The organism is Psychromonas antarctica (assembly GCF_022267535.1).
Lineage (GTDB): Bacteria > Pseudomonadota > Gammaproteobacteria > Enterobacterales > Psychromonadaceae > Psychromonas > Psychromonas antarctica.
Window position 1 is genome coordinate 19,696 of the sequence record NZ_JAHNZV010000019.1, and the last position, 22,650, is coordinate 42,345.

Genomic DNA, 22,650 nt, shown 5'->3' on the forward strand with positions numbered 1-22,650 from the left:
TCCTTAAAACGAGAGGGAAAATTAGCTTTATAGAGGTAAAAAGAAAGGTGGTCGGTATGAAAGGATTTGAACCTTCGACCCCTGCTCCCCCAGAGCAGTGCGCTACCAAGCTGCGCTACATACCGATTATTGTGTCAGTCTAATAATTTATGACTGATATGCAACATAAAATTAATCAAAAACAGAAAAAATTTACTTTTTTGCTGTTTAATCGTTTAATACTTGTCCATTATGGATTGAGCATTCGTTTTTGGGCTCACTTTATAACCAACCTGTACCTTACGCCCCAGCCACCGTCAGAACACATTTTCATATTCTGCGTATTGCCCTTCTTTTTCCAATCAGTAAAAAAATACCCACTTAAGTGGGTATTTTACAGAATACAACGGTCAGTGATTAAACAACAAGACAATCAAATTCAACTAAAGTATCAACATCGGCTTCGTAATCGATGCCTTCAATAGCAAATCCGAACAGTTGTAAAAACTCTTCTTTATATTCTTTGTAATCGGTTAACGCAAATAGGTTTTCAGTGGTAATTGTCGGCCACAGATCTTTACAAGCTTGTTGCACATCATCACGTAATTCCCAATCATCTAAACGTAGACGTCGCGCTTCATCAGTCGTCGCGACGCTGCCATCTTCTTTATATAACTGCGTGGTAAAGAGACGGTAAATCTGCGCCATACAGCTCTCATGAAGGCCTTTCTCTTTCATTATTTTAAATACCATAGAGATATACAGGGGCATAACAGGAATCGCAGCGCTGGCTTGTGTTACCACACTTTTTTGTACAGAAACATAAGCTTCACCATTGAGTGGGGCAAGTTGTGCTTGAATAGCCGTTGATGCACGATCCAGATCGATTTTTGCCTGACCTAATGCGCCATCCCAGTATATTGGCCAAGTTAACTCAGTGCCGATATAAGAGTAAGCAACGGTTTTAACACCTTGCGCTAATACGCCAGCTTCGCCTAACGCACTTAACCACAACTCCCAATCTTGTCCGCCCATTACCGTAACTGTATCGGCAACTTCATCTGCAGTTGCAGGCTCAACAGAGGCTTCAATAATACAATCTTTATTGGTATCAATTGCAGTAGAGACATAAGTTTGCCCAATCGGTTTCAGGCTTGAGCGAATAACTTCACCCGTATCAGGCAGTTTACGAACAGGCGCAGCGACAGAGTAGATAATCGCATCAATTTGACCAAGATCTTCTTTAATTAACTCAATGACTTTGGCTTTAGTTTCATGTGAAAAAGCATCTGCATTGATGCTTTTTGCGTATAAACCATCTGCCTTTACTTGTTTCTCAAATGCAGCGCTGTTGTACCAACCTGCAGATCCAGGTTTACGATCTGTCGCTGGTTTTTCAAAAAACACGCCAATCGTTGCCGCATCGGATCCGTATGCCGCAGCGATACGCGAAGACATACCGTAACCTGCAGAAGAGCCAATCACTAATACACGTTTGGGGCCATTTTTTATTTTGCCCTGTTTTTTAGTATATTCAATTTGTGCTTGAATGTTCTTTTCACAGCCCACTGGATGAGTGGTTGTACAAATAAAGCCACGAGTTTTTGGTTTAATTATCATAATGTAAGCTCTTTTTTTGATTAATTTCAAATCAGTTAGTCGAATATATTTTGCTATTGGGCCGTAATATACACTGTTTTTCTAGCTGCTCAAAATGAGGTGAGGGCGAGTTAACGTTTATGCAGCAGTTTTGGCAACTCACCAGTTAACCCCATCGCCTGCTTGATAAACTGTTTTTTAAGCGGATTGACTTTATCTGTAAATAATAAAGCGAGATCACGAACTCCTTTTTGCAACGGATTAGCACCTTGGAATAACTGCTTTAACAACTCCATCGAGGCGATCATCTGCATTGCTTCGGTTTTTCTCCAGCGTTCAAAAAAACGCAAATTCGTATATAAACCAATGTCTTTATCTGCTTGTATATTTTCTAAGATGGTTTGGCTTAAGCTAAGCGCATCAAGTAAACCAAGGTTGACCCCCTGCCCTGCGAGTGGATGAATCGTATGTGCGGCATCACCGATTAAAGCGATACGATGTTTCGCAAAATCTCGCGCATAACGCATTTTCAAAGGAAAACTGTGACGTTCACTGTGCAATTCACAGTGACCTAGACGGTTATCAAAGGTGCGCGTTAATTGCCTCTCAAATTCAAGTTTAGATAGTTTTTTTAACTGCTCGGCTTTGTCTGGGGAGACAGACCAAACAATTGAGCTGAGATTTTTTTCAAACAGGGGTAAAAAGGCTAATGGGCCATCTGGGGTAAATATTTGTCTGGCACAATTATCATGGGCCAGTTCAGTTGTAACAGTCGCAACTACAGCGTGATGGTTGTAATCCCACTGTGTTAAAGGAATATCAACCTGATTGCGTAGCGCTGAATTGGCACCGTCCGCACCGACCACCAGCTTAGAGGTTAGCATTTTAGTACTTTTTAAAGTAATCCAGGCTTCGCCTTCGCCAACCGCGATTTGGCTTAATTGATCAGGGGCATAGAAAGTCACGTTGTGTTGCTTCTGAACCGCTTGTAATAATACAGCTTGGATCTGCACATTTTCGATAATATATCCCAGCTCAGTGCAGTCAACCTGCTGTGCACTAAAATTGATTTTCCCAAAACTGTCCTTTTCCCAAACCTGCATACTGCTATAAGGGGTAATGCGATCACTATCAAGATGTTGCCAAATATTTAAACGTTCAAAAATAGCGCGACTTGCATAACTTATTGCGCTCATTCGACTGGCGGGCTTGTGTGTCAGTTCAGCGGGATCGCTGTTTTCAATCAACGCAATGGATAATGGACTATCAGCCAAACTGGCGGCTAATGTTAAACCGACCATTCCCCCGCCAATAATAGTTAAATCATATGATTGCATTATCTTCTAATATCCTCTTTAAATAGGCGTGCTAAATATTTTTACAAAATAACAGTTGCCGTTAAGGAAACAGATTAAATTGCCCTTTGGCTTGCTTAACAATAGGCACAGATAAACTCGGCAGGTGGCGCATCGCTTGTAAAGCGACATTTCGCCCGACCACCACAGGCCAACTTGTATTACTAAAAACCCGTACGATTGAGTCGGTTAAATTAAGACTATTATGGTGATCAGAGCGGCGGGCTAACCAATATTCATTGAGCAGTTTAAAATCACCAATTTCCTGTTTATCTTCGACTTGGCTAATTAACATAGCCAACACATAAAGATCGCGCAACCCCAAATTAAAACCTTGCCCCATGACCGGATGTAAAGCGTGTGCGGCATTACCCAAGCAGAGCCCACGATGGGTAACTGGTTTATCGGTTTTCATCAGGCTTAAGGGGTAAACTTCACGTTTACCTACTTCATTAAAAATGCCGGCACGATAACCAAAGGCTTGCTGCAATGCGGCTAAAAATTTTCCTTCATCAAGCGCGGCTAAACGGCCTGCATCCTTATTGTCGACAGACCATACCAAGGAATAACGATTATCGCTTAACGGCAGCAGGGCAATGGGACCAAATTGAGTAAAGCGTTCAAAGGCTTTATTGTGATGTGCTTGAGCGCAGCGCACATTGGCGATAATTGCGCTGCAGCCATAATCAGATAATTGTGATGGAATAGCTAATAATTCACGTGTGACACTTTTTATACCGTCCGCGCCAACGCATAATCGCGCCGTTAAAGTTTGTCCATCTGCTAACTGGCAAACAACTTGCTCCGCTTGTTTCTCTATCGCGGTTAACTCACAGTTGTATAGCCGCGTCAGTTGCTTGTATTGTGATAAGCGCTTATTCAGGACTAAGCCGATATCCTGCAGCGCAATGACGACACCAAACGCTTGTGGTTTATTATCCACGAAAAGAGGGCTACGCGGTAATTCTAGCGCCCCCCAATGGCCACGATCAGAGATATGGATATCATCAATTGCTTGTGCCTTGTCTTGTAATACACTCCACAACCCCAATTCATCCAATAGTGCACAACTGCCCGCGTTTAATGCAATACAGCGCGCATCAAAACCAGGATGAATACCTTTTTTTAATCCTTCGGGATTATCATCAAGCAACGCAAGCTTTAAACTCGGAGATAAAGCTAACAGAGCATAAGCGAGTAGGCTACCGGACATACCTGCTCCGATAATAATCAGATCAAAATCTGTCTGTTTAGGCATGATTTTTTGTATTTCCCATTAACGACTTGATCTCATTAACGCTTCGATCTCGTTAATGCTTTTAGGTACATCAGCACTCAAGACTTCAGCACCAAATTCAGTCACTAACACATCATCTTCAATACGGATCCCTATCTTTTTCCAACGATCCTCTACATTGGCTGAAGCACTGATATACAAACCAGGCTCAATGGTCACCACCATACCAGCTTGTAATAACCGCGGATGTTCAGGTGTGCCACTATCCCCCACATCATGTACATCTAATCCCAGATAATGGCCAATTCCGTGCATATAGAAATCTTTGTAGGCTTCATCTTTTATCAACTGCTCACGCTCCCCCTGCAAAATACCTAATTCAAGCAATCCATCCACCAGCTGCTTAATCGCATTTTTATTAATATCGATTAATGCCACGCCCGGTTTGACCTGACTGATCGCACTGATTTGAGTGTCCAATACGAGTTGATATAACTTTGCTTGTGCTGCGGAGAAAACACCATTGACAGGGAAAGTACGGGAAATATCACCCGCGTATCCTTGATATTCAGCACCCGCATCAATCAGCACCAAATCACCATCGCGTAATTTTCCTCTATTTTCCGTGTAATGGAGAATACAGCCATTTTCGCCACCTGCCACAATAGAGTTATAAGCTGTATGACGGGCGCCCTGTTGAGCAAATTCATGCTCCAATTCCGCTTGTAATTGGTATTCCCACATGCCCGCATGACATTCTTGCATCGCGCGAATATGCCCGGCGGCTGAAATTTCAGCGGCTTCGGATAATAATACAATTTCCTCTTCTGATTTAATTAAACGCATCTCATGCAATATGGATAAATTATCGATATATCGGCTTGGCGTTGTTTGACCTTTGCGTCTACCTGCGCGTAACTCATTAATAACATTTGAGAGCATTTTATCCAGAGCGGGATCTTGGAAGATAGGAAAATAAAGCGTGCTTAAGCCGTCGAGTAATTGCGGCAAGTGTTTTTGTAATTCTTCAATCTGATAAGCCGCATCGAAGCCGAGTTCACTCACAGCAGCGCTCTGCCCTAATCGATAACCGTGCCAAATTTCCGCACTTTTATCTTTTTTACGATTAAATAACAGCGCTTGTTGATTACCCTTTTTATTGATTAGCAGTAAACAAGCATCGGGTTCATTAAATCCCGTTAAGTAGTAAAAATCGCTGTTTTGTCGAAAAGGATACTCCGTATCATTGCTACGGATTTTTTCTGAGCCAGCAGGGAAAACAGCTAAACTATTATCATCCATCTGCGCCAAAAATTGCGCGCGACGAGATTGAAATACACTCATAAAACCTCTTTTTGTTATTAACTTAATGAATTGTTTTTGAAATAGTCATTGGCGGTTTGCGAGAAAAAGTATTAAAGCAGATCATGGCTCCGGCACGTAAATACTCAACGATTTCGACAAACGCAATTTCAGACTCTTCATCTTCTTGTTCAAAATCAAGTGATACTTGCGAGATATCACGAATATCACGTATTAATTCTTGAATTTCATCAGGGGCTTGGTTCAATGCCTGCTGCACCATACCAAATCCGACTAGAAACCCTTGTGTCCATTGTGCCATTGCTTCTGCACGCTCATCAAGTGGGACATTATCATCTGGCAGTAGTAGCTGAAACCCCAAACCATCATCGGTAAATTGATGAACGACTTGCCTATAAATAGAATCAATCAATTTTTTTGCATTAATAGGTAACCCCATACCATCATTTACCACATTATTAAAATGTGACTGCCAACTTTGTGAATCAAGCTCAATGCCTCCACAAACAAACCCTGATAATATGCCGTGTGTTTCCGATGCATTGGTATATAACTCAGCAGCTTCAAGTGTCTGCGTGATTTTTGTGAAACTTGGTAATGGCTCTTTACTCATTTGTATAACTCTTTTTATTAGCGGTTAATTGACTATCCCCAGCGAGTTGAAAAAGAGACTTCAATTCACTAAACGATAAAACATTCTAGCATCCTGTAGATAGTGCTACCAGTAAGTACTTGAAAGTTGATAGCGAGATAGCTATAGTCCTTAATTGATTTTTATTTTTGAGCGCGCTAACCTTTAAGCTAGCGATTATTCCACTCTTACTACGTAGGTTAATGATGGCAAATGTTGAGATCTCAATTTTAGGACAACCTTATAAAATTGCCTGCCCAGAGGGTGAGGAACTGACGCTACAAAATACAGTTGAACAATTTAATGAGAAATTAAAAAAAATTAAAACCTCCAGCCGAGCTTTACGTAATGAGCAGCTTATTGTAATGGCTGCATTAAATTTCTGCCACGAGCTTAATGCAGAAAAAGCTAAAAACACAAAACAGACAGAGCAGCTCAGTAAACGGATCCACATTCTGCAGGAATCAATTGAGGCTGTTTTACAAACTGATGAGAAAAAAACGCCATAATCAACTCTTGTCTTTATTTATGAAACGATTAATCACAGAATATAAAAAAATAAATCAATAGTAAAACAAGATAAAAAATTCACTGAAAAACCGCTTTGCAAATTCAAAAAACTGGGTTAAAGTATTTTTAACCCTCGGATATCCGCTCATCTTGACTACGTCCCTGAGCCGATAAGCTTTATCCTGGTAACTTGGCTTGAATGCTATTGTGCAAGCTCGGCTCGTATCGAGAAGCCTACGGCAAACACTAAGAAACCGACTTTGACCTTCGGGTTCAAGGTCTACAGTCAATAGCGATATCCTTGGGTTACTTTTTCAAACATAAAATATGAAACCGGCATCTATCAACCTTCGGGTTACTAACTCACCGCCAATAACACTATCTTGAGTTACTTCTTCAAACACAAAATATGAAACCGGCATCTATCGACCTTCGGGTTACTAACTCATCACCAATAACACTATCTTGGGTTACTTCTTCAAACACAAAATATGAAACCGGCATCTATCGACCTTCGGTTACCAACTCATCACCAATAACAATATCTTGGGTTACTTCTTCAAAAAAAAAGAAACCGGCATCTATCAACCTTCGGGTTACTAACTCACCGCCAATAACAATATCTTGGGTTACTTCTTCAAAAAAAAAGAAACTGACATCTAAAGACCTTCGTGTTTCTCATCCACAATCAATAGCAATATAAAATTTTCCTCTCTCTTATAAAAACAGTGGTATTATTTAGTGACTATTTTTAACGAGTTGCTAAAGAACCTTATGAAAGATTCAACTGAGAAGCACACAAAGGACCCACTTCGTTCGCAAATACGCAGTCAAGTTCGCTCAGTCAGGCGTAATTTATCAGGCTTGCAGCAAAAGCAAGACGCCGCCAAATTAGTACAACGATTGATTAAACACCCTAAAATATTAGCAGCACAAAAGATAGCACTCTCACTCGCTCATGATGGGGAGATAGACACCTTTGAATTTATCCATTGGTGCTGGGCAAATAAAAAGCAAGTTTATCTGCCCGTCGTACACCCCTTCAGCCAAGGACATTTGTTGTTTTTACAATACACAATAGATTCTGAAATGGTGCTAAATAGATATGGCATTTATGAGCCGAAGTTAGAGCAACTTCATAGCAGCCCAATTAAAGCATTAGACTTAATTTTTACTCCCCTTGTTGCTTTTGATCAACAGGGAAACCGTATCGGCATGGGGGGTGGCTATTACGATCGTATGCTGGCACCTTGGTATAAAGAGAAAACGGGTCCCTACCCAATCGGTTTAGCACATGATTGCCAACTGGTGAATAACCTCCCAATTGAAGAGTGGGATGTACCACTGCCTGAAATAATAACCCCTAACCACCATTACCAATGGGTATTTTAGCCAATAAAAATTAGTAAATATCTCATGGATAACTGCTTTTAACAGGTTATAATCTCCACACTTTTTCGCACCCGATGCTTTAGCAAATAGGAGAGACAGACGATGACACAAGATGAGATGAAAAAAGCCGCGGCTTACGCAGCCTTACAATATGTAGAGAAAGATTCAATTGTAGGCGTGGGTACAGGCTCGACTGTAAATCACTTTATTGATGCACTAGCGACAATGAAAAATGAGATTAAAGGTGCAGTGTCCAGCTCAGATGCTTCAACGGCCAAATTAAAAAGCTATGGCATCGATGTGTTTGATCTTAATGAAGTCTCGACACTAAGCATTTATGTTGATGGAGCCGACGAGATCAATCCCTATAAGCATATGATAAAAGGTGGCGGCGCAGCACTTACCCGCGAAAAAATCGTTTCCGCTGTAGCAAATAAATTTATCTGTATTATCGACAACAGCAAAAATGTTGACATTTTAGGGGACTTCCCATTACCTGTGGAAGTGATTCCCATGGCACGCAGTTATGTGGCCCGTGAACTGGTTAAATTGGGTGGTGATCCAGTTTACCGCCAAGGTGTTATTACTGATAATGGCAATGTTCTTCTGGATGTACATAATTTAAAAATTGCCGAGCCACTTAAACTTGAAGCCCAAATTAATGCCATTGTCGGCGTGGTTACTAACGGCCTGTTTGCAAACCGAGCTGCTGATATTGTTTTAATCGGTTCGCAAGATGGCGTGAAAACAATTAAATAATACGTTTATCGTGGCAGATTAACAAAGTTATTCATTAAATCATTAGAATGTAAAAAATTAATTGATGTTTTCATGTCTGATTGCAGCGACAAATATTCACATCTATTGCAGTTTTTGCTATTTTAAGATCACAAAAATTTACAATTATTTATCCATTTACCTTATTTATTAAGCCCAAGGAAATAGAATGACTAAGTGTTCACTCAGTAAAGATAAAATCAAGATTCTTCTGCTAGAAGGATTACACCAAAGTGCAGTAGCGACTTTCACTGAAGCGGGTTACAACAATATTGAAAACATTAAAACTTCGTTAAACGACGAAGAGTTAATGGAGAAAATCAAAGATGCTCATTTTATCGGTATCCGCTCACGCACCAATCTAACTGCGAAAGTGTTAGCAGCCGCAGATAAACTTATCGGTATTGGTTGCTTCTGTATTGGTACAAACCAAGTTGATCTACAGGCGGCACAGAAAAAAGGAATAGTCGTCTTTAATGCACCTTTTTCCAATACACGTAGTGTCGCAGAGCTGGTACTAGGTCAAGCACTCCTACTCTTACGTGGCGTACCAGAGAGAAATGCCAAAGCACATCGTGGTGAGTGGGATAAATCAGCAACCGCTTCATATGAGGCGCGTGGTAAAAAATTAGGCATTATCGGTTACGGTCATATTGGTACACAGTTTGGTATTCTTGCTGAGAACTTGGGCTTTAACGTTTCGTATTACGATATCGAAAATAAGTTAAGCTTAGGTAATGCAACACAGGTTGCACCACTGGAGCAACTGCTTGCTCAATCTGATGTGATTAGTTTGCATGTACCCGAGCTAGATTCAACCAAAAATATGATCGCTGCAAGAGAATTTGCTCAAATGAAAGATGGTGCTATTTTCATGAATGCAGCACGTGGGACTGTCGTTGATATTCCAGCTTTATGTGATGCTCTTACCAGCAAAAAGCTTTCAGGTGCAGCAATTGATGTCTACCCTACGGAGCCAAAATCAAATAAAGAAGAGTTTGAATCACCACTTCGCCAATTTGATAACGTGATTCTAACGCCGCATGTTGGTGGCAGTACACAGGAAGCGCAAGAGAATATCGGCTATGAAGTAGCAGGTAAATTAGTGAAATACTCTGATAATGGTTCAACACTCTCCTCTATGAATTTCCCAGAAGTTTCTTTGCCCTTACACCATGGCGCAAGTCGTTTATTACATATTCATCAAAATCAGCCGGGGATTTTAACCAAAATCAACTTGGCATTTGCTGAAAACAATATAAATATTGCCGCACAATATCTACAAACTAATGCAAATATCGGTTATGTTGTGATTGATGTAAACAGTGAAGATGCAGATATGGCGTTAACGAAGCTTAAAGAGATTAGCGGCACAATCCGTGCTCGTCTACTTAACTAACCTTAATAGCGAAAAGCCCGAACAGATTTATTGTTTGGGCTTTTTATTAGATGCGCATAGCTATTCACTGCTTAGCACACAATTACCACCGGTTTTTTTCGCTTTGTGAAGCGCTAGATCGGTAGATTTAATTAGTCCTTCCAGTGATTTTTTCGGATCTGCCTGAGCGACTCCCAAACTGACACTCAGCTCGACGCCCCCTTTTAAGAGACGATAGATATCTCCTCGCAACCGCTCAGCTAAAACGCTGATAGCCTGCAGCTCGCTCACAGGGCAAAGTATTAAAAATTCAGTCCCACCCCAACGCGCACAAAAATCTGTTTTACGCGTATTATTGAGCAGTATTTCAGCGATATTGATAATAATTCGGTCGCCTTCTTGATTTCCCAGCTGTGTATTGATTACTTTAAAATCATCAATATCAAGCATCATCAAGCAAAAAGGCGCTTTATAACGAATAAAACGTTCCCATTCGATTGATAATTTAGATTCTAACGCGCGACGATTATATAACTTAGTCAACGCGTCTGTTGAAATACGTTGTGCAGCAGAATTAGCAAGCGACATCCCCTCTCGCCAACGACGTATAACAAAATACAGCAAGCTCAGCAGGGCAGTAAAGACTAACGGGATTGCCTGTTCAAGATGGTAATGTGGATGGTTACGAACAAATAGATTCAGCTGTTCAAGGAGATCTCGTTCTCTTAAAAAGATCCAAAAAAAGGCATTTAATAATAAGATTAACACGATATCGAACACTAATTTTTTTTTACGTTGGCGTTTAGGTCTGTCCATTATTATCTCGATCATCAATACTAAAGCGGCATTTATACGCAAACGACTTCAGATACATGTTGAAGTGATTTGCTTATATATCAATAAGAGTAGCTCATTATTTGGATTAAAAAGTCAAATCATCTTCGAGTAAAAAACACCATGCTAGCAAACGGCTGACCTTTTGTCCCTGTGACATGTTAATTACTTTTATCCGCTTAACCCCTATCTCGGTTAATAATTTTTTTAGCACGGGGATATTTTCAGCTTTAGAAACAAGACTCGTGAACCAGCAAACTTGCTGCCCATAATCTTGACTTTCTAACACCATCCTTTTTAAAAAAGCGATTTCCCCCCCCGCACAGCACAACTCATTCTCTTGTCCGCCAAAATTAAGTGTGGGATTGGCGATTATTTTCCCTTTGCCTAGATTGTTCACTTTGCGCGCATTGCCTGCAGCTGCTTGCTCCATTGATGCATGGAAAGGAGGATTACACAGTGTTAAGGCAAATTTATCTTGTTTTTTTATTACTCCAGCAAAAATAGCGTTCGTATTTTTTTGTAATACTAATTTAATAAAAGGCGTTAAATGACGATTTGATTTCACAATCAACTGCGCCGTCTTAATCGACACGGGATCGATGTCCGTTGCCACAAAAGACCAAGCGTAACATTGGCTGCCAATAATAGGATAAATACAGTTGGCGCCTGTGCCAATATCAAGTACTTTTACTTTTTTTCCTGTTGGTACAATACCGTTAGCACTTTGTGCTAATAAATCGGCTAAGTAATGAATATAATCAGCACGCCCAGGAATAGGTGGGCACAAATAGCCTGCTGGTATTTGCCAAAAAGAGATATTATAGAAGCACTTTAATAATGCTTGATTAAGTGCTAATACGGCAGCTGGGTTAGCAAAGTCAATTGTTAGCTGACCACTGGGATTGTTAATCACAAAGGGGGCTAATTGCGCAGATGCCGCGCATAGCTGTTTAAAATCATAGCGACCAGAATGTAAATTTCTTGGGTGCAATAAGTTTGCTTTCACTGTATTGTTATTTTTCATTTTTATCCTAACAACGTGAGTGCTTAACACTCATAAATTGATCATTGATCGTGCACTAATTACACCACTAAGATCTAAGAGCTTGCGTTTATACTGGAACTTCACTATCTGAAAATTAATTTCAGGTGCAAACCAGACAATAAGCTGACGGTCATCTTTACCTGTTTGTTCTATTCGGTAAGTATGAAGTTGCCCAAATTTTGTCTGAATAACGTCTTTGCCCATTACTTTAAAAAAATAATGGGCAACGGAATCCTCGGTTTGCATATAAAACTCAAAATCGGTTCTTCCCGACTTTAACCCCTCTGACATTTGTAATCCAAGCACATTAAAATCGATTATTGGCTGTTCTTTATTGACAAATTCCTGATCTTCGCCATCACCTCTGATACGTGTCTGATGTCCCCCGTCAAAAAATTCAGCCTGCAGACTTCCGCCTGAAAAACCGATGCTCTTACGCACAAACTTTTTGCTCAGAAACGACTGGGAAGTCTCATCCCAATAAATATCGGTCAATTGATTCCCACCAAAATGATAAAAAAGAAAGGCGAGATCCGCTCGTGTATTGACAGTGATCCTATCGGCTTTTTGATAATGTAATTCTCTGATAACTTTACCAACCGCTATGTTCTTATAGGCGATATCATAGACATAGCGCTGCACACTCGGTACGAAATCCAGCGGCGGCTTGGCCAATAGAGAAGCAGGGGTTACGACTAAAAAGAACAAAGCCAGTGATAAAAATCGAACTACTTGCCAGAATTTAAACATTTTTGATTTTATTAACAATGGCGTGTAAACCATTTACACGCGAAGGACTGAGATGGTTAAATAAACCTAGTTGAACAAAAATAGAATTGATATCAATCGCTCTAATTTGTAGTGTGTTTTTCCCTTGGAAAATAATAAGTATAATCATCATTAGCCCTTTTACTACACGGCTATCACTGTCCATTTGCAAATGATAAATATCTCCCTCTTTGTGCAGAACCAACCAAGCATCGCTTTCACAGCCATTAACCAGATTACACTCGATTTTGTCATTTTGCGTCAGTGCCGGTAATTTTTTACCCAACTGAATAATTAGGCGATACTGTTTATCCCAACTTTTACTTTCCTGGAAATCACTCAATAACTGCTCTATGTCTATCAATGACTCACTCACTTTATTTTCCTATTTTCTGTTTCATGTAATAGGAGAAGAGCACTAACGCCCCACTACTCCCTGTTAACGCTGCGCTTGTATTATTATCCTTGCCCACCCAAGTCGTCACCACTTCGTCACGATCAAAGCCGACAAACCAGCTATCGTTTAAATTATTAGTGGTGCCCGTTTTGCCTGCAAAAGACTGCCCTGGATTGCGCCAGCGTAAACTTCTGGCGGTCCCCTCACTGGTTACTTTATGTAAGGTATTGGTTAACTCTTTCACCGCTTGGGGTGAAAATACTTGCTCAGATCTATCCCCTCTTTGATATAAAAGTTCACCCTCATTGGACATAATAGAACGAATTAAAGTGAGTGGCTGATACCCCCCATTCATCGTGATCGGCTGATACATTTGCGCAACCTGTAAAGGTGAAAGAGAGATACTACCCAATACCAGCGATGGGTAAGCTTTTATTTTTTCTTGTATCCCCATTTTGTGTAGACTGCTAATAACATTATTAAGCCCTACCTGCATCCCTAAATTGACTGTGGGTACATTCAGCGAATGGATTAATGCCTCTTCTAAGGTCACTTGCCCACGAAATTTTCTATCATAATTCTTAGGCTGCCAGCGTTGACCGGTGCCATTTTTAAGAATAATAGCTTTATCATTTAGGTGGTAATCTAGACCATATCCAGCATCTAATGCGGTCAAGTAGACAGCCGGTTTAACCAATGAACCAATCGGACGATTAGCATCTAAAGCACGGTTAAAACCACTAAACTTAACTTCTCGCCCAGAAACAACGGCACGCACTTCAGCATACTGCCTATCACTGATAACCATAGCCGCTTGTAAGTCGTCCTGCTTATCTTTGCTTACCTGAGCGACCCCTTTTTGCACGGCAAACTCAGCATGTTTTTGTGCGAGAGGCGCAATTGAAGTAAAAATATGTAAGCCGTTACTATTACGTACCGAACGAGGTACTTGCGCTGCCAACTCGCGATATAACAAACTCATGAAAGCGGGGTTAGCACGTTCATTTAATGCCCGTTTTTTACTTAAGTTGAGTGAGTCTGCGACCGCATATTTATAATCGGCCGTACTGATAAGATTGTTTTCAACCATCTTGCGCAACACTAAATCGCGACGAGATAATGCACGTTCAGGATTCCTGCGGGGATTGTAATAAGAAGGGCCTTTAATTATCGCCACCAGCAAGGCAATCTGCTCAATACGCAATTCATTAATCGGCCGCGCAAAATAATAATCACTAGCAAGCCCGATGCCGTAAATAGCTGAATCACCATTTTGTGCCAGATAAACTTCATTAAGGTAAGCTTCTAACAATACATCTTTACTGTATTTATAATCCATTAAAACAGCAATATAGGCTTCTTGAAATTTTCGCCATAAACTACGATCAGGGGTCAGGAAGAGATTTTTAGCCAGCTGCTGAGTTAAGGTACTCCCGCCTTGCACTCTTCTACCGACTTGAAAATTAACAATAAAAGCGCGCAAAATAGCCAAAGGAGAGATCCCTTGGTGGTGATAATAATTCTTATCTTCCATCACCAGTAAAGTATTAACAAATAGATTGGGGATCTTCTCAAAAGGGACAAATACGCGATCTTCTATTTTATCTGAATCAAGCCGTGCTAAAAGTAAAGGATCGAGGCGAATAGAGTCTCTATTTTGTCGCCTTTCATCTGTTATTGAAGCTATTTTGCCCTGTGAAAAATCAACCCTGATTTTTAATGCACTTTCAGGCCGGTCTGGAAAATCAAACGCGCGACGATAAATAATAACCTGCTGCTGATTAACCGAAAATTGACCGCTACTTTGCACCGACTCAACAGGGCGGTAATTTAATAATTTCAACTCACCAACTAATTGTGCTTGTGATAGTTCCCCCCTTTGCAACAGTAGCGGTCGCCCATAGACTTGAGCGGGCAATGCCCATGTGGGGCCATCTAATTTACGTTCTATTTTCTGATCAAAATAGATGCCAGCAATAAATAGAAAAGCACAAAAAGCCACGCTTCCTTTCCATAACAAGGACCATAAAAAACTTAAAAAACGCTGCTTCAGCGTTTTTATTTTTAAATTTTTATTGCTGTTTTTTTTGTTTGCAACAACATCAGAACTTTTTTTAGACATCAACTTCCCAACTGTTTTAATTTTGCTATTTTGTCGTGCCTTACAGCTATCACCTTGAAGGTAATTAGCTCGCCAACAATAAATCGAATAATATGGGCTGATTGTAACAAGCATATTGCACAATTTGCCAATCCACAGAATATTCTTTACATAAAAAATACTACATTCAACGGATTTATTACTTCCTTTTAATAGAGCGCCCTGGCGACTCTAGTAATGGCGTATCCGGCCAACGATGCTTTGGATATCGCCCACGCATCTCTTTGGCGACCTCAAAATAAGAGGTGCGCCAGAAGTTAGCTAAATCACTGGTCGTTTGAATGGGCCGCCGGGCAGGTGAAAGCAGTTCAAAGCGTATCGGAATTTTATTATCAGCCAACCGCGGGGAATCTAATTGGCCAAACATCTCCTGCAAAACAATCGCCACCGTGGGTCCCTGATCTTGATCATAACGAATGGTAATTGATTTCCCGCTCGGTGCTAGATAAAACTCTGGAGCCTGACATTCTAATATCTGCTTTTCCTGCCAAGTTAACGTGGCCATCAATAAATCAATAATATTGAGTTTTCTGAGCTGTTTTATGGTTTTTGTATTGCTAATATAAGGCAGTAACCAGTTATCTAATTCATTAATAAGGTAGGTTTCACTTATCTGCGGAAAATCATCTAACACAGACCCTAACCATTTAGCTCTCGCCAGCCATGACGCACATCTGCTCGTCCAATTAATAAAGGTCAACCCCTCTTGCTTAATGATATCTGCGGCGCATTTGCTAAACTCCTTTTGCGGGATAGCGCTTAGTAACTGCTCTTCTAGCACTAAAGCACGGTAGGTTAATTTCTGCCTACCCATTACTTTTTCTTTTTGATTATCCAACGCGTAATAACTGTTCGTCTCTAACTGCCCTGCCAATATAGTTTTAATCTGATCTATTGAAATGGCCGCGCAGCTGTAAATATTGCCATCTCTATTTTTCCCGTCGCAATCCGAGACAACCAGCCAAGACTGCCCCTGAACAGAATCCATTTCTCTGAGTGTGACTCCTCGCCCATTGGCCAGTAAATATCGGTTACTTTGGGCGCCGCGTATTTTGGCCAATCGATCTGGGTAGGCCCTAAGCAATAAACATCCGACGTTATCTTGTAATTCAGATAAACTGAGAGGCTCGCTTAATGTGGTCAAGCCAAGCGTTGTTGCAAAAGATTTTGCTAAAGTGACCACTTGCTCTAATGCACCTAGATTGACTCGCTGATTGCTGTGTGCTGATTTTCTATCGAGTAAATAATCGTTAAACACAATAACGCGCTCGACAATATCAGAGCTATCAGCATTGCGAAGAATATCGCGCTCACTGAGCAATGCCGCCAAGATACACGATATTCTCCGGTGCAGTAGCGACTTACAATTGACCAACATACTCGCAAGTCTCGGCTCTACGCCTAATTTTAATGCCTTATTACCCTGCTCCGTGATGTTGTTATTGGCATCCAGCAGACCTAATGCGAAATTAAGCTGAGAAGCCGTCTGAAAGTGATGTTTAGGTGGTGGGGTTAACCAGTTAGCCTCTTCGAATGTGGTTATCCCCCAAGCAGCCAACTCCAAAACTAAACTGCTTAGATCGGTGCTGGTTATCTCTTCGGCTTGGAAATCATTGAGTCCATTGTGTTTAGCTTCGCTCCATAAACGAATACAACGGCCACGCTGTAAACGCCCTGCTCGCCCCGTTCTCTGAGTAGCCGACGCTTTGCAGATGGAAACAGTTTCCAATCTCGACAAGCCACTTTTAACATCGAAATTTAAATGTTTTTCTAAACCACAATCGATAACCGTAGCGATCCCTTCGATGGTTAAACTTGTTTCCGCAATATTGGTGGAAAAAATCACCCTGCGTTTACTGTCTGTTTTTTTACTTAATACCAACTCTTGCTGTGCTAGTGGTAAAGCACCATATAGCGGCAGCAGAGTCAAACTTGAGCCATATTGAAGTTGCGCTAAGCGCATACACCTTCTGATCTCGCCCTGCCCAGGTAGAAAGAGCAGTATATCTCCTGTACTGCTCTCGCTTAATGCCATATTTAGCGCACTTATCACTTGCTGATCTAAATAAGCAGCGGGCTTACTTATATACCCAATTTCAACCGAAAAAGTTCGTCCTGGACACTTTAATACGGGGGCATTGTGAAGATAATTGGCGATTAGCTCTGTATCGATAGTCGCCGACATGACCAGTAACTTTAGATCTTCTCGATAAGCCTCTTGCACTTCCAGTGTCAGCATTAATGCCAAATCAGCATGAATTGATCGTTCATGAAACTCATCAAAAATGATGAGTCCAATACCCCGTAATTCCGGATCATTTTGCAAACGACGGGTTAAAACGCCTTCAGTAACGATTTCTAACCGCGTTTCCTTGGAAATTTGGCGATCATTACGAATTTGATAACCAATACGTTGACCCACTTTTTCACCAAGCAACTTAGCCAGATAAAAAGCGATAGATTTAGCGGCAACACGCCTTGGCTCGAGTAAAAGGATCTTCTTACCCTTTAAAAAAGGTGCATCGAGAAGGCTCAATGGTACTGCAGTTGATTTACCAGCCCCCGGCTCCGCTTGTAGCACTAATGCAGCGGATTGACTGAGTATTTGCTGAATCTGGGGAATAAAATCATCGATGGGTAACACGTATAAAATCGCCTAAGTAGGATTGCGGATGGTGAATCTAGCATACTATACCGATGTTACTTCAAGGCGCAAAATATGAGGTAGCACGTTTTAATAACCTAACCCAAATTTCCCTGCCATGTAGCAAGATTGCTATCACTGCATTGTTTTACTTATAGCTAATTAAGGTTCGTTGTTATTATTGTTAAAAAATGACGATAATATCATAAATTAAAAAATCCAATTTGACTGTTCCGCATTTCCTTGCTATAGATAGCCGCCGAAAATAAGCCGACCTCCTTAAGCTTGGTTTATACGAAGGTTTAACATCATTTTGTCACTGTATTGATGCAAGAAAATTCGCGCAGTCAATCATGCATCAATTAAAGGAAAGTTCTATGCAAGCCAACAAAACTAAAAAAACATTGGGTATTTTAGCCATTGCTGGAGTGGAGCCGTATCAAGAAAGCAACGGCGATGAGTATATGGATCAAGCACAGCGTGAACATTTTACGCAAATCCTTGGGGCATGGCGTACACAGTTACGTGAAGAAGTTGACCGTACAGTTGATCATATGAAAGATGAAGCAGCTAATTTCCCAGATCCGATTGACAGAGCAACACAAGAAGAGGAGTTTAGCTTAGAGTTACGCGCCCGTGATCGTGAACGCCGCTTAATTAAAAAAATAACTAAGACATTAAAGAAAATAGAAGAGGACGATTTTGGCTTCTGTGAATCTTGTGGTGTCGAAATTGGTATTCGCCGTTTAGAGGCGCGCCCAACGGCTGATCTCTGTATTGATTGTAAAACATTAGCTGAGATTAAAGAAAAACAGATTATTGGTTAATCTATCTTTTTCTTGAAAATGACGGTTAGCCTAGCGCTAACCGTTTTTGTTTAGGGAGTTTTAAACATTGTCTTCTGCACGCTTGCCAATACCAGCTTATCGCGGTCGCTTCGCACCGTCGCCTTCAGGACAGCTGCATTTTGGTTCATTAATAGCGGCTTTAGGCAGTTATCTGCAAGCGAAATCCTCACAAGGATTTTGGCAAGTCCGTATCGATGATATTGACCCACCCCGAGAAGTCTCGGGCGCCGCACAAGATATCCTACAAACCCTAAAAGCGTATGGCCTTAAATGGGATGGAGAAGTTAGCTATCAAAGCCAAAGAAACGCAGCTTATGAAAATACACTAGCATGGCTCGACGCACAGGGGCTAACTTATGCCTGCGCCTGCACTCGCAAAATAATTAAGCAACGCGGTGGTGTTTCCTTGAACTGTTGTCACGATAAACAACTTCATTTAGCAGGGAATGCGCTGCGCATTAATTTACAGAAAAAAGCCAAAGTGGTTGACCATTTTTCAGATCGACTTCAAGGAACTGTTTTTTTAAATAACCTTGAAGCCAAAGATGACTTTATTATCAAACGCAAAGACGGTTTATACGCCTATAATCTGGCGGTGGTCGTTGATGATATTGAACAGGGAATAACCGAAGTGGTACGTGGAGCCGATCTATTAGACACGACTGGCAAACAAATTTCACTGTATCAATTATTAAACATCCAACCGCCACACTATGTTCATCTGCCTGTTGCGGTTACCTCTCCCGGGCAGAAGTTATCCAAACAAAACCATGCGTTAGCAATTGATAAAGACAATCCAATTCCAACATTAATCAAAGCGTTGGATTTTCTCGGTCATAAAATTAATAACGATGTTGACACTCGCAGTTGCGCTACTATTTTACAATGGGCAACTAAAAACTGGTCTTTAGATAAGATCCCGAGACAACGCGAAATTCAGATTTGAAAATTAATTTGTTTTTAACGAGTCATGCACCTAAAATAAGCGCTTGAATTTTTCAAGCTTGATTACCAGCACCAACCACAGAGGATAGGGTTATTAAACGATTAAAAAAATTCGTTGAAAAAGTGTTTACTAAGCGAAACAAAAAAGCACCAGCAGCGACATTGGATATTTATAAAATACCACGTGATCAGCACCCTATCTCTCGTAAAGATATTGATGAAAATGCCTTAAAGGTACTGTATCGCTTACATAACGCAGGATTTAGAGCGTTACTCGTAGGCGGTGCTGTTCGCGATTTGTTACTGGGTATTAAACCTAAAGATTTTGATATCACCACCAATGCGACTCCTGAAGAGGTTAAAGCACTGTTTCGTAATTGCCGTTTAATTGGTCGTCGCTTTCGCTTAGCGCATATTTTATTTGGGCGGGAAGTGATCGAAGTGGCCACATTCCGAGGCCATCACGATGACAACGCCGAGCAAGACATACAAAAAGTAAAACAATCGCAACAAGGTATGTTGCTGCGTGACAATGTTTATGGCTCATTGGAAGAAGATGCTGAACGCCGCGATTTCACGGTTAATGCGCTCTATTATGATATTGCTGATTTCTCTATTTATGATTTTTGTGGTGGAATGAAAGATCTCGCCGAACGAAAATTAACCTTAATCGGTGAACCTGATGTGCGTTATCGCGAAGATCCGGTGCGTATGATTCGTGCCATTCGTTTTTCCGCTAAGTTAAATCTTTTCATTAGTGAACGATGTGCAGAGCCGATTCGTCGCCTTGCCCCGCTCTTGCAAGATATTCCTGCCGCCCGCCATTTTGATGAGGTGAATAAGTTACTCCTTTCAGGGCAAGGCCTAGCAACTTACCGTTTGTTAAAAGAGTATAAACTACTGCAAGTGTTATTCCCCATCCTATCTAAAGATGGAGAAGACGATAAAGCCAATGCAATTATTGAACAGTCTCTGCGTGATACAGATAGCCGTATTGCAGAGGGTAAACGGGTTACGCCAGCTTATATCTACGCGATTATGTTGTGGTATCCTCTTGAACAGCGTGCGCAAGAGATGAGTTTTGAAAGTGGCATGGAATATCATGATGCTTTTCTACTGGCAATGAATGAAGTACTGAATATTCAAGTGAAGACAATTGCCATTCCGAAACGTTTTACCGCGTCGATTCGCGATATCTGGATATTACAGCTCCGCTTACCGCGTTTTGGTGGAAAACGAGCGCAGCGTGTTCACCAACATATAAAATTCCGCGCTGCCTTTGATTTTTTATCGTTACGCGCCAAGGTTGAACAAAGCCAAGAACTTGCCGACTTAACGGATTGGTGGCAAGAGTACCAAAAACATAATCAATTACCACAGCATAACCACAGTTACAAAACCACCAATAAAGCTGCCGAACATAAACCTGATAATGCTGTTGCATATAAGAAACATAAATCATCGCGACCTAAACGTAAAACAAAAGAGCTTAAAAAAGATGATTAGCTATATTGGGATTGGCAGTAATCAAGCGGATCCAGCTCAACAAGCCACCATGGCCATAGAGGCGCTTAAAAGACTGCCTAACACCCAGCTAACAAAGTGCGCATCTTTGTACGCCAGCACACCGATGGGGCCTCAGGATCAACCCGATTATGTGAATACAGTGGTAGAGTTGGATACACAACTATCGGCACTCGCACTATTAGATGAGCTACAAAAAATAGAGTTCAACCAAGGGCGAGTACGCAAAGCGACCCGCTGGGGTCCGCGCACATTAGATCTTGATATTATCTTGTACGGCAATCAGAAAATTAATAATACACGCTTAACTATCCCCCATTATGGAATGAAAGTACGGGAATTTGTACTTTATCCTCTATTTGAGATCGCTGAAAATCTTGTGCTGCCTGATGGGACCGTACTATCGCAATTAACTGCACAATGTGATAGAAATGGCTTGATCATTATCAGTGAATGATTCAAAGCAATCATTACAAGCATCTATCTTTTTGATTTAGGAGTATTCATGACTAAAATTAGCGTTTCTCGCTTGGCTAAAATGAAACAAGAGAATGAAAAAATAACCTGTATTACTGCATACGATGCAAGTTTCGCGGCTATTTTTGACCAAGCAGGAATCCAAGTTTTATTAATTGGTGACTCTCTGGGCATGGTCTTGCAAGGGCATGACTCGACACTCCCGGTAACCGTTGACGATATCCAGTACCACACTCAATCAGTAGCTCGCTCGGCAAGCAATGCGCTTATCATTTCGGATCTGCCTTTTATGAGTTACGCGACTCCTCAGCAAAGCTACCAAAATGCAGCCATTTTAATGCGTGCTGGTGCTAATATGGTCAAATTAGAAGGCGGTGCTTGGCTAGCTGAATCAGTTAAAGGACTCGTTGAACGTGGTATTCCCGTTTGTGGTCATCTGGGTTTAACTCCCCAATCGGTTAATGTATTTGGTGGTTATAAAGTACAAGGACGGGAAGATGATCAAGCCGATCTGCTTATTAGAGATGCCTTAATGTTAGAGAAATCGGGGATCCAGTTATTGGTGCTCGAATGTGTACCCGTACCACTCGCCGCGCGTGTCAGCAAAGCACTGCAAATTCCTGTGATTGGTATTGGCGCCGGCAGTGAAACAGATGGGCAAATTTTAGTCATGCATGATGCCTTTGGTATCTCCGCTGGTTTCTGCCCTAAATTCTCTAAAAATTTCTTAATCGAGACGGGCGATATTCGTAGCGCAGTGGCACTTTATAAAGAACAAGTGGAAAACGGTTCATTTCCATCGTCCGAACACAGCTTTTACTAA

The 22,650-nt window shown here is 41.1% G+C and carries 20 protein-coding genes, 1 tRNA gene and 1 other RNA gene; 10 read left to right on the forward strand and 12 right to left on the reverse strand.

Annotated features, from left to right (window positions below):
- Positions 1–48: 48 nt before the first annotated feature.
- From KSO91_RS07065 to KSO91_RS07090, 6 genes are all read right to left on the reverse strand, one after another.
- Positions 49–125: transfer RNA gene (locus KSO91_RS07065), tRNA-Pro, on the reverse strand.
- A gap of 271 nt (positions 126–396) precedes the next feature.
- Complete coding sequence (fabV, locus tag KSO91_RS07070; protein ID WP_238742257.1) at positions 397–1,599, reverse strand: enoyl-ACP reductase FabV; 1,203 nt, start codon at positions 1,597–1,599, stop codon at positions 397–399.
- Positions 1,600–1,709: 110 nt separating this feature from the next.
- A complete protein-coding gene (locus KSO91_RS07075; RefSeq protein ID WP_238742258.1) occupies positions 1,710–2,915 on the reverse strand; it encodes an FAD-dependent monooxygenase in 1,206 nt (401 codons plus the stop codon).
- 61 nt (positions 2,916–2,976) lie between these two features.
- Complete coding sequence (gene ubiH, locus KSO91_RS07080; protein WP_238742259.1) at positions 2,977–4,191, reverse strand: 2-octaprenyl-6-methoxyphenyl hydroxylase; 1,215 nt, start codon at positions 4,189–4,191, stop codon at positions 2,977–2,979.
- Between the two features lie 18 nt (positions 4,192–4,209).
- Complete coding sequence (gene pepP, locus KSO91_RS07085) at positions 4,210–5,514, reverse strand: Xaa-Pro aminopeptidase (protein ID WP_238742260.1); 1,305 nt, start codon at positions 5,512–5,514, stop codon at positions 4,210–4,212.
- Between the two features lie 22 nt (positions 5,515–5,536).
- On the reverse strand, positions 5,537–6,106 hold the full coding sequence (locus KSO91_RS07090) for a UPF0149 family protein (RefSeq protein WP_238742261.1): 570 nt from the start codon (positions 6,104–6,106) through the stop codon (positions 5,537–5,539).
- Between the two features lie 221 nt (positions 6,107–6,327).
- Between KSO91_RS07090 and KSO91_RS07095 the strand changes: the two genes are divergently transcribed.
- The 5 genes from KSO91_RS07095 to serA all read left to right on the forward strand — a co-directional run bounded on the left by KSO91_RS07095 (position 6,328) and on the right by serA (position 10,202).
- Positions 6,328–6,633, forward strand: a complete 306-nt coding sequence (locus KSO91_RS07095) for a cell division protein ZapA (RefSeq protein WP_238742262.1) — start codon at positions 6,328–6,330, stop codon at positions 6,631–6,633.
- A gap of 127 nt (positions 6,634–6,760) precedes the next feature.
- Positions 6,761–6,945: non-coding RNA, 6S RNA (ssrS, locus tag KSO91_RS07100), on the forward strand.
- Between the two features lie 463 nt (positions 6,946–7,408).
- Positions 7,409–8,026: a 5-formyltetrahydrofolate cyclo-ligase gene (locus KSO91_RS07105; RefSeq protein WP_238742263.1), complete on the forward strand. Its 618-nt coding sequence runs from the start codon at positions 7,409–7,411 to the stop codon at positions 8,024–8,026.
- Between the two features lie 102 nt (positions 8,027–8,128).
- Entirely contained in the window at positions 8,129–8,785 is a 657-nt protein-coding gene (gene rpiA / locus KSO91_RS07110; RefSeq protein WP_238742264.1) for a ribose-5-phosphate isomerase RpiA, read from the forward strand.
- A 187-nt stretch (positions 8,786–8,972) separates the two neighbouring features.
- Entirely contained in the window at positions 8,973–10,202 is a 1,230-nt protein-coding gene (gene serA, locus KSO91_RS07115; RefSeq protein WP_238742265.1) for a phosphoglycerate dehydrogenase, read from the forward strand.
- A 60-nt stretch (positions 10,203–10,262) separates the two neighbouring features.
- Here the strand turns inward: serA and KSO91_RS07120 are convergent, their stop codons facing one another.
- The 6 genes from KSO91_RS07120 to hrpB form a co-directional block, all read right to left on the reverse strand.
- Entirely contained in the window at positions 10,263–10,997 is a 735-nt protein-coding gene (locus KSO91_RS07120) for a GGDEF domain-containing protein (protein WP_238742266.1), read from the reverse strand.
- Between the two features lie 106 nt (positions 10,998–11,103).
- Positions 11,104–12,042 (reverse strand): 23S rRNA (adenine(1618)-N(6))-methyltransferase RlmF, encoded by a 939-nt coding sequence (rlmF, locus tag KSO91_RS07125; RefSeq protein WP_238742267.1) that lies wholly within the window; start codon positions 12,040–12,042, stop codon positions 11,104–11,106.
- Between the two features lie 30 nt (positions 12,043–12,072).
- Entirely contained in the window at positions 12,073–12,813 is a 741-nt protein-coding gene (locus KSO91_RS07130; protein WP_238742268.1) for a DUF3108 domain-containing protein, read from the reverse strand.
- A complete protein-coding gene (locus tag KSO91_RS07135; protein WP_238742269.1) occupies positions 12,806–13,207 on the reverse strand; it encodes a SufE family protein in 402 nt (133 codons plus the stop codon). Before KSO91_RS07135 ends, KSO91_RS07130 begins: the two co-directional genes overlap by 8 nt.
- Position 13,208: 1 nt before the next feature.
- A complete protein-coding gene (gene mrcB, locus KSO91_RS07140) occupies positions 13,209–15,350 on the reverse strand; it encodes a penicillin-binding protein 1B (protein WP_238742270.1) in 2,142 nt (713 codons plus the stop codon).
- A gap of 178 nt (positions 15,351–15,528) precedes the next feature.
- Positions 15,529–18,033: an ATP-dependent helicase HrpB gene (hrpB, locus tag KSO91_RS07145; protein ID WP_238742271.1), complete on the reverse strand. Its 2,505-nt coding sequence runs from the start codon at positions 18,031–18,033 to the stop codon at positions 15,529–15,531.
- Positions 18,034–18,410: 377 nt separating this feature from the next.
- Between hrpB and dksA the strand changes: the two genes are divergently transcribed.
- The 5 genes from dksA to panB all read left to right on the forward strand — a co-directional run bounded on the left by dksA (position 18,411) and on the right by panB (position 22,650).
- Entirely contained in the window at positions 18,411–18,860 is a 450-nt protein-coding gene (dksA, locus tag KSO91_RS07150) for an RNA polymerase-binding protein DksA (protein ID WP_238742272.1), read from the forward strand.
- 67 nt (positions 18,861–18,927) lie between these two features.
- Positions 18,928–19,827, forward strand: coding sequence for a tRNA glutamyl-Q(34) synthetase GluQRS (gene gluQRS, locus KSO91_RS07155; protein ID WP_238742273.1), 900 nt, complete (start codon positions 18,928–18,930; stop codon positions 19,825–19,827).
- Between the two features lie 122 nt (positions 19,828–19,949).
- A complete protein-coding gene (gene pcnB, locus KSO91_RS07160) occupies positions 19,950–21,332 on the forward strand; it encodes a polynucleotide adenylyltransferase PcnB (protein WP_420830944.1) in 1,383 nt (460 codons plus the stop codon).
- Positions 21,325–21,807: a 2-amino-4-hydroxy-6-hydroxymethyldihydropteridine diphosphokinase gene (gene folK / locus KSO91_RS07165; protein WP_238742275.1), complete on the forward strand. Its 483-nt coding sequence runs from the start codon at positions 21,325–21,327 to the stop codon at positions 21,805–21,807. The genes pcnB and folK overlap by 8 nt, the downstream gene beginning before the upstream one ends.
- Positions 21,808–21,855: 48 nt before the next feature.
- Positions 21,856–22,650, forward strand: a complete 795-nt coding sequence (panB, locus tag KSO91_RS07170) for a 3-methyl-2-oxobutanoate hydroxymethyltransferase (RefSeq protein WP_238742276.1) — start codon at positions 21,856–21,858, stop codon at positions 22,648–22,650.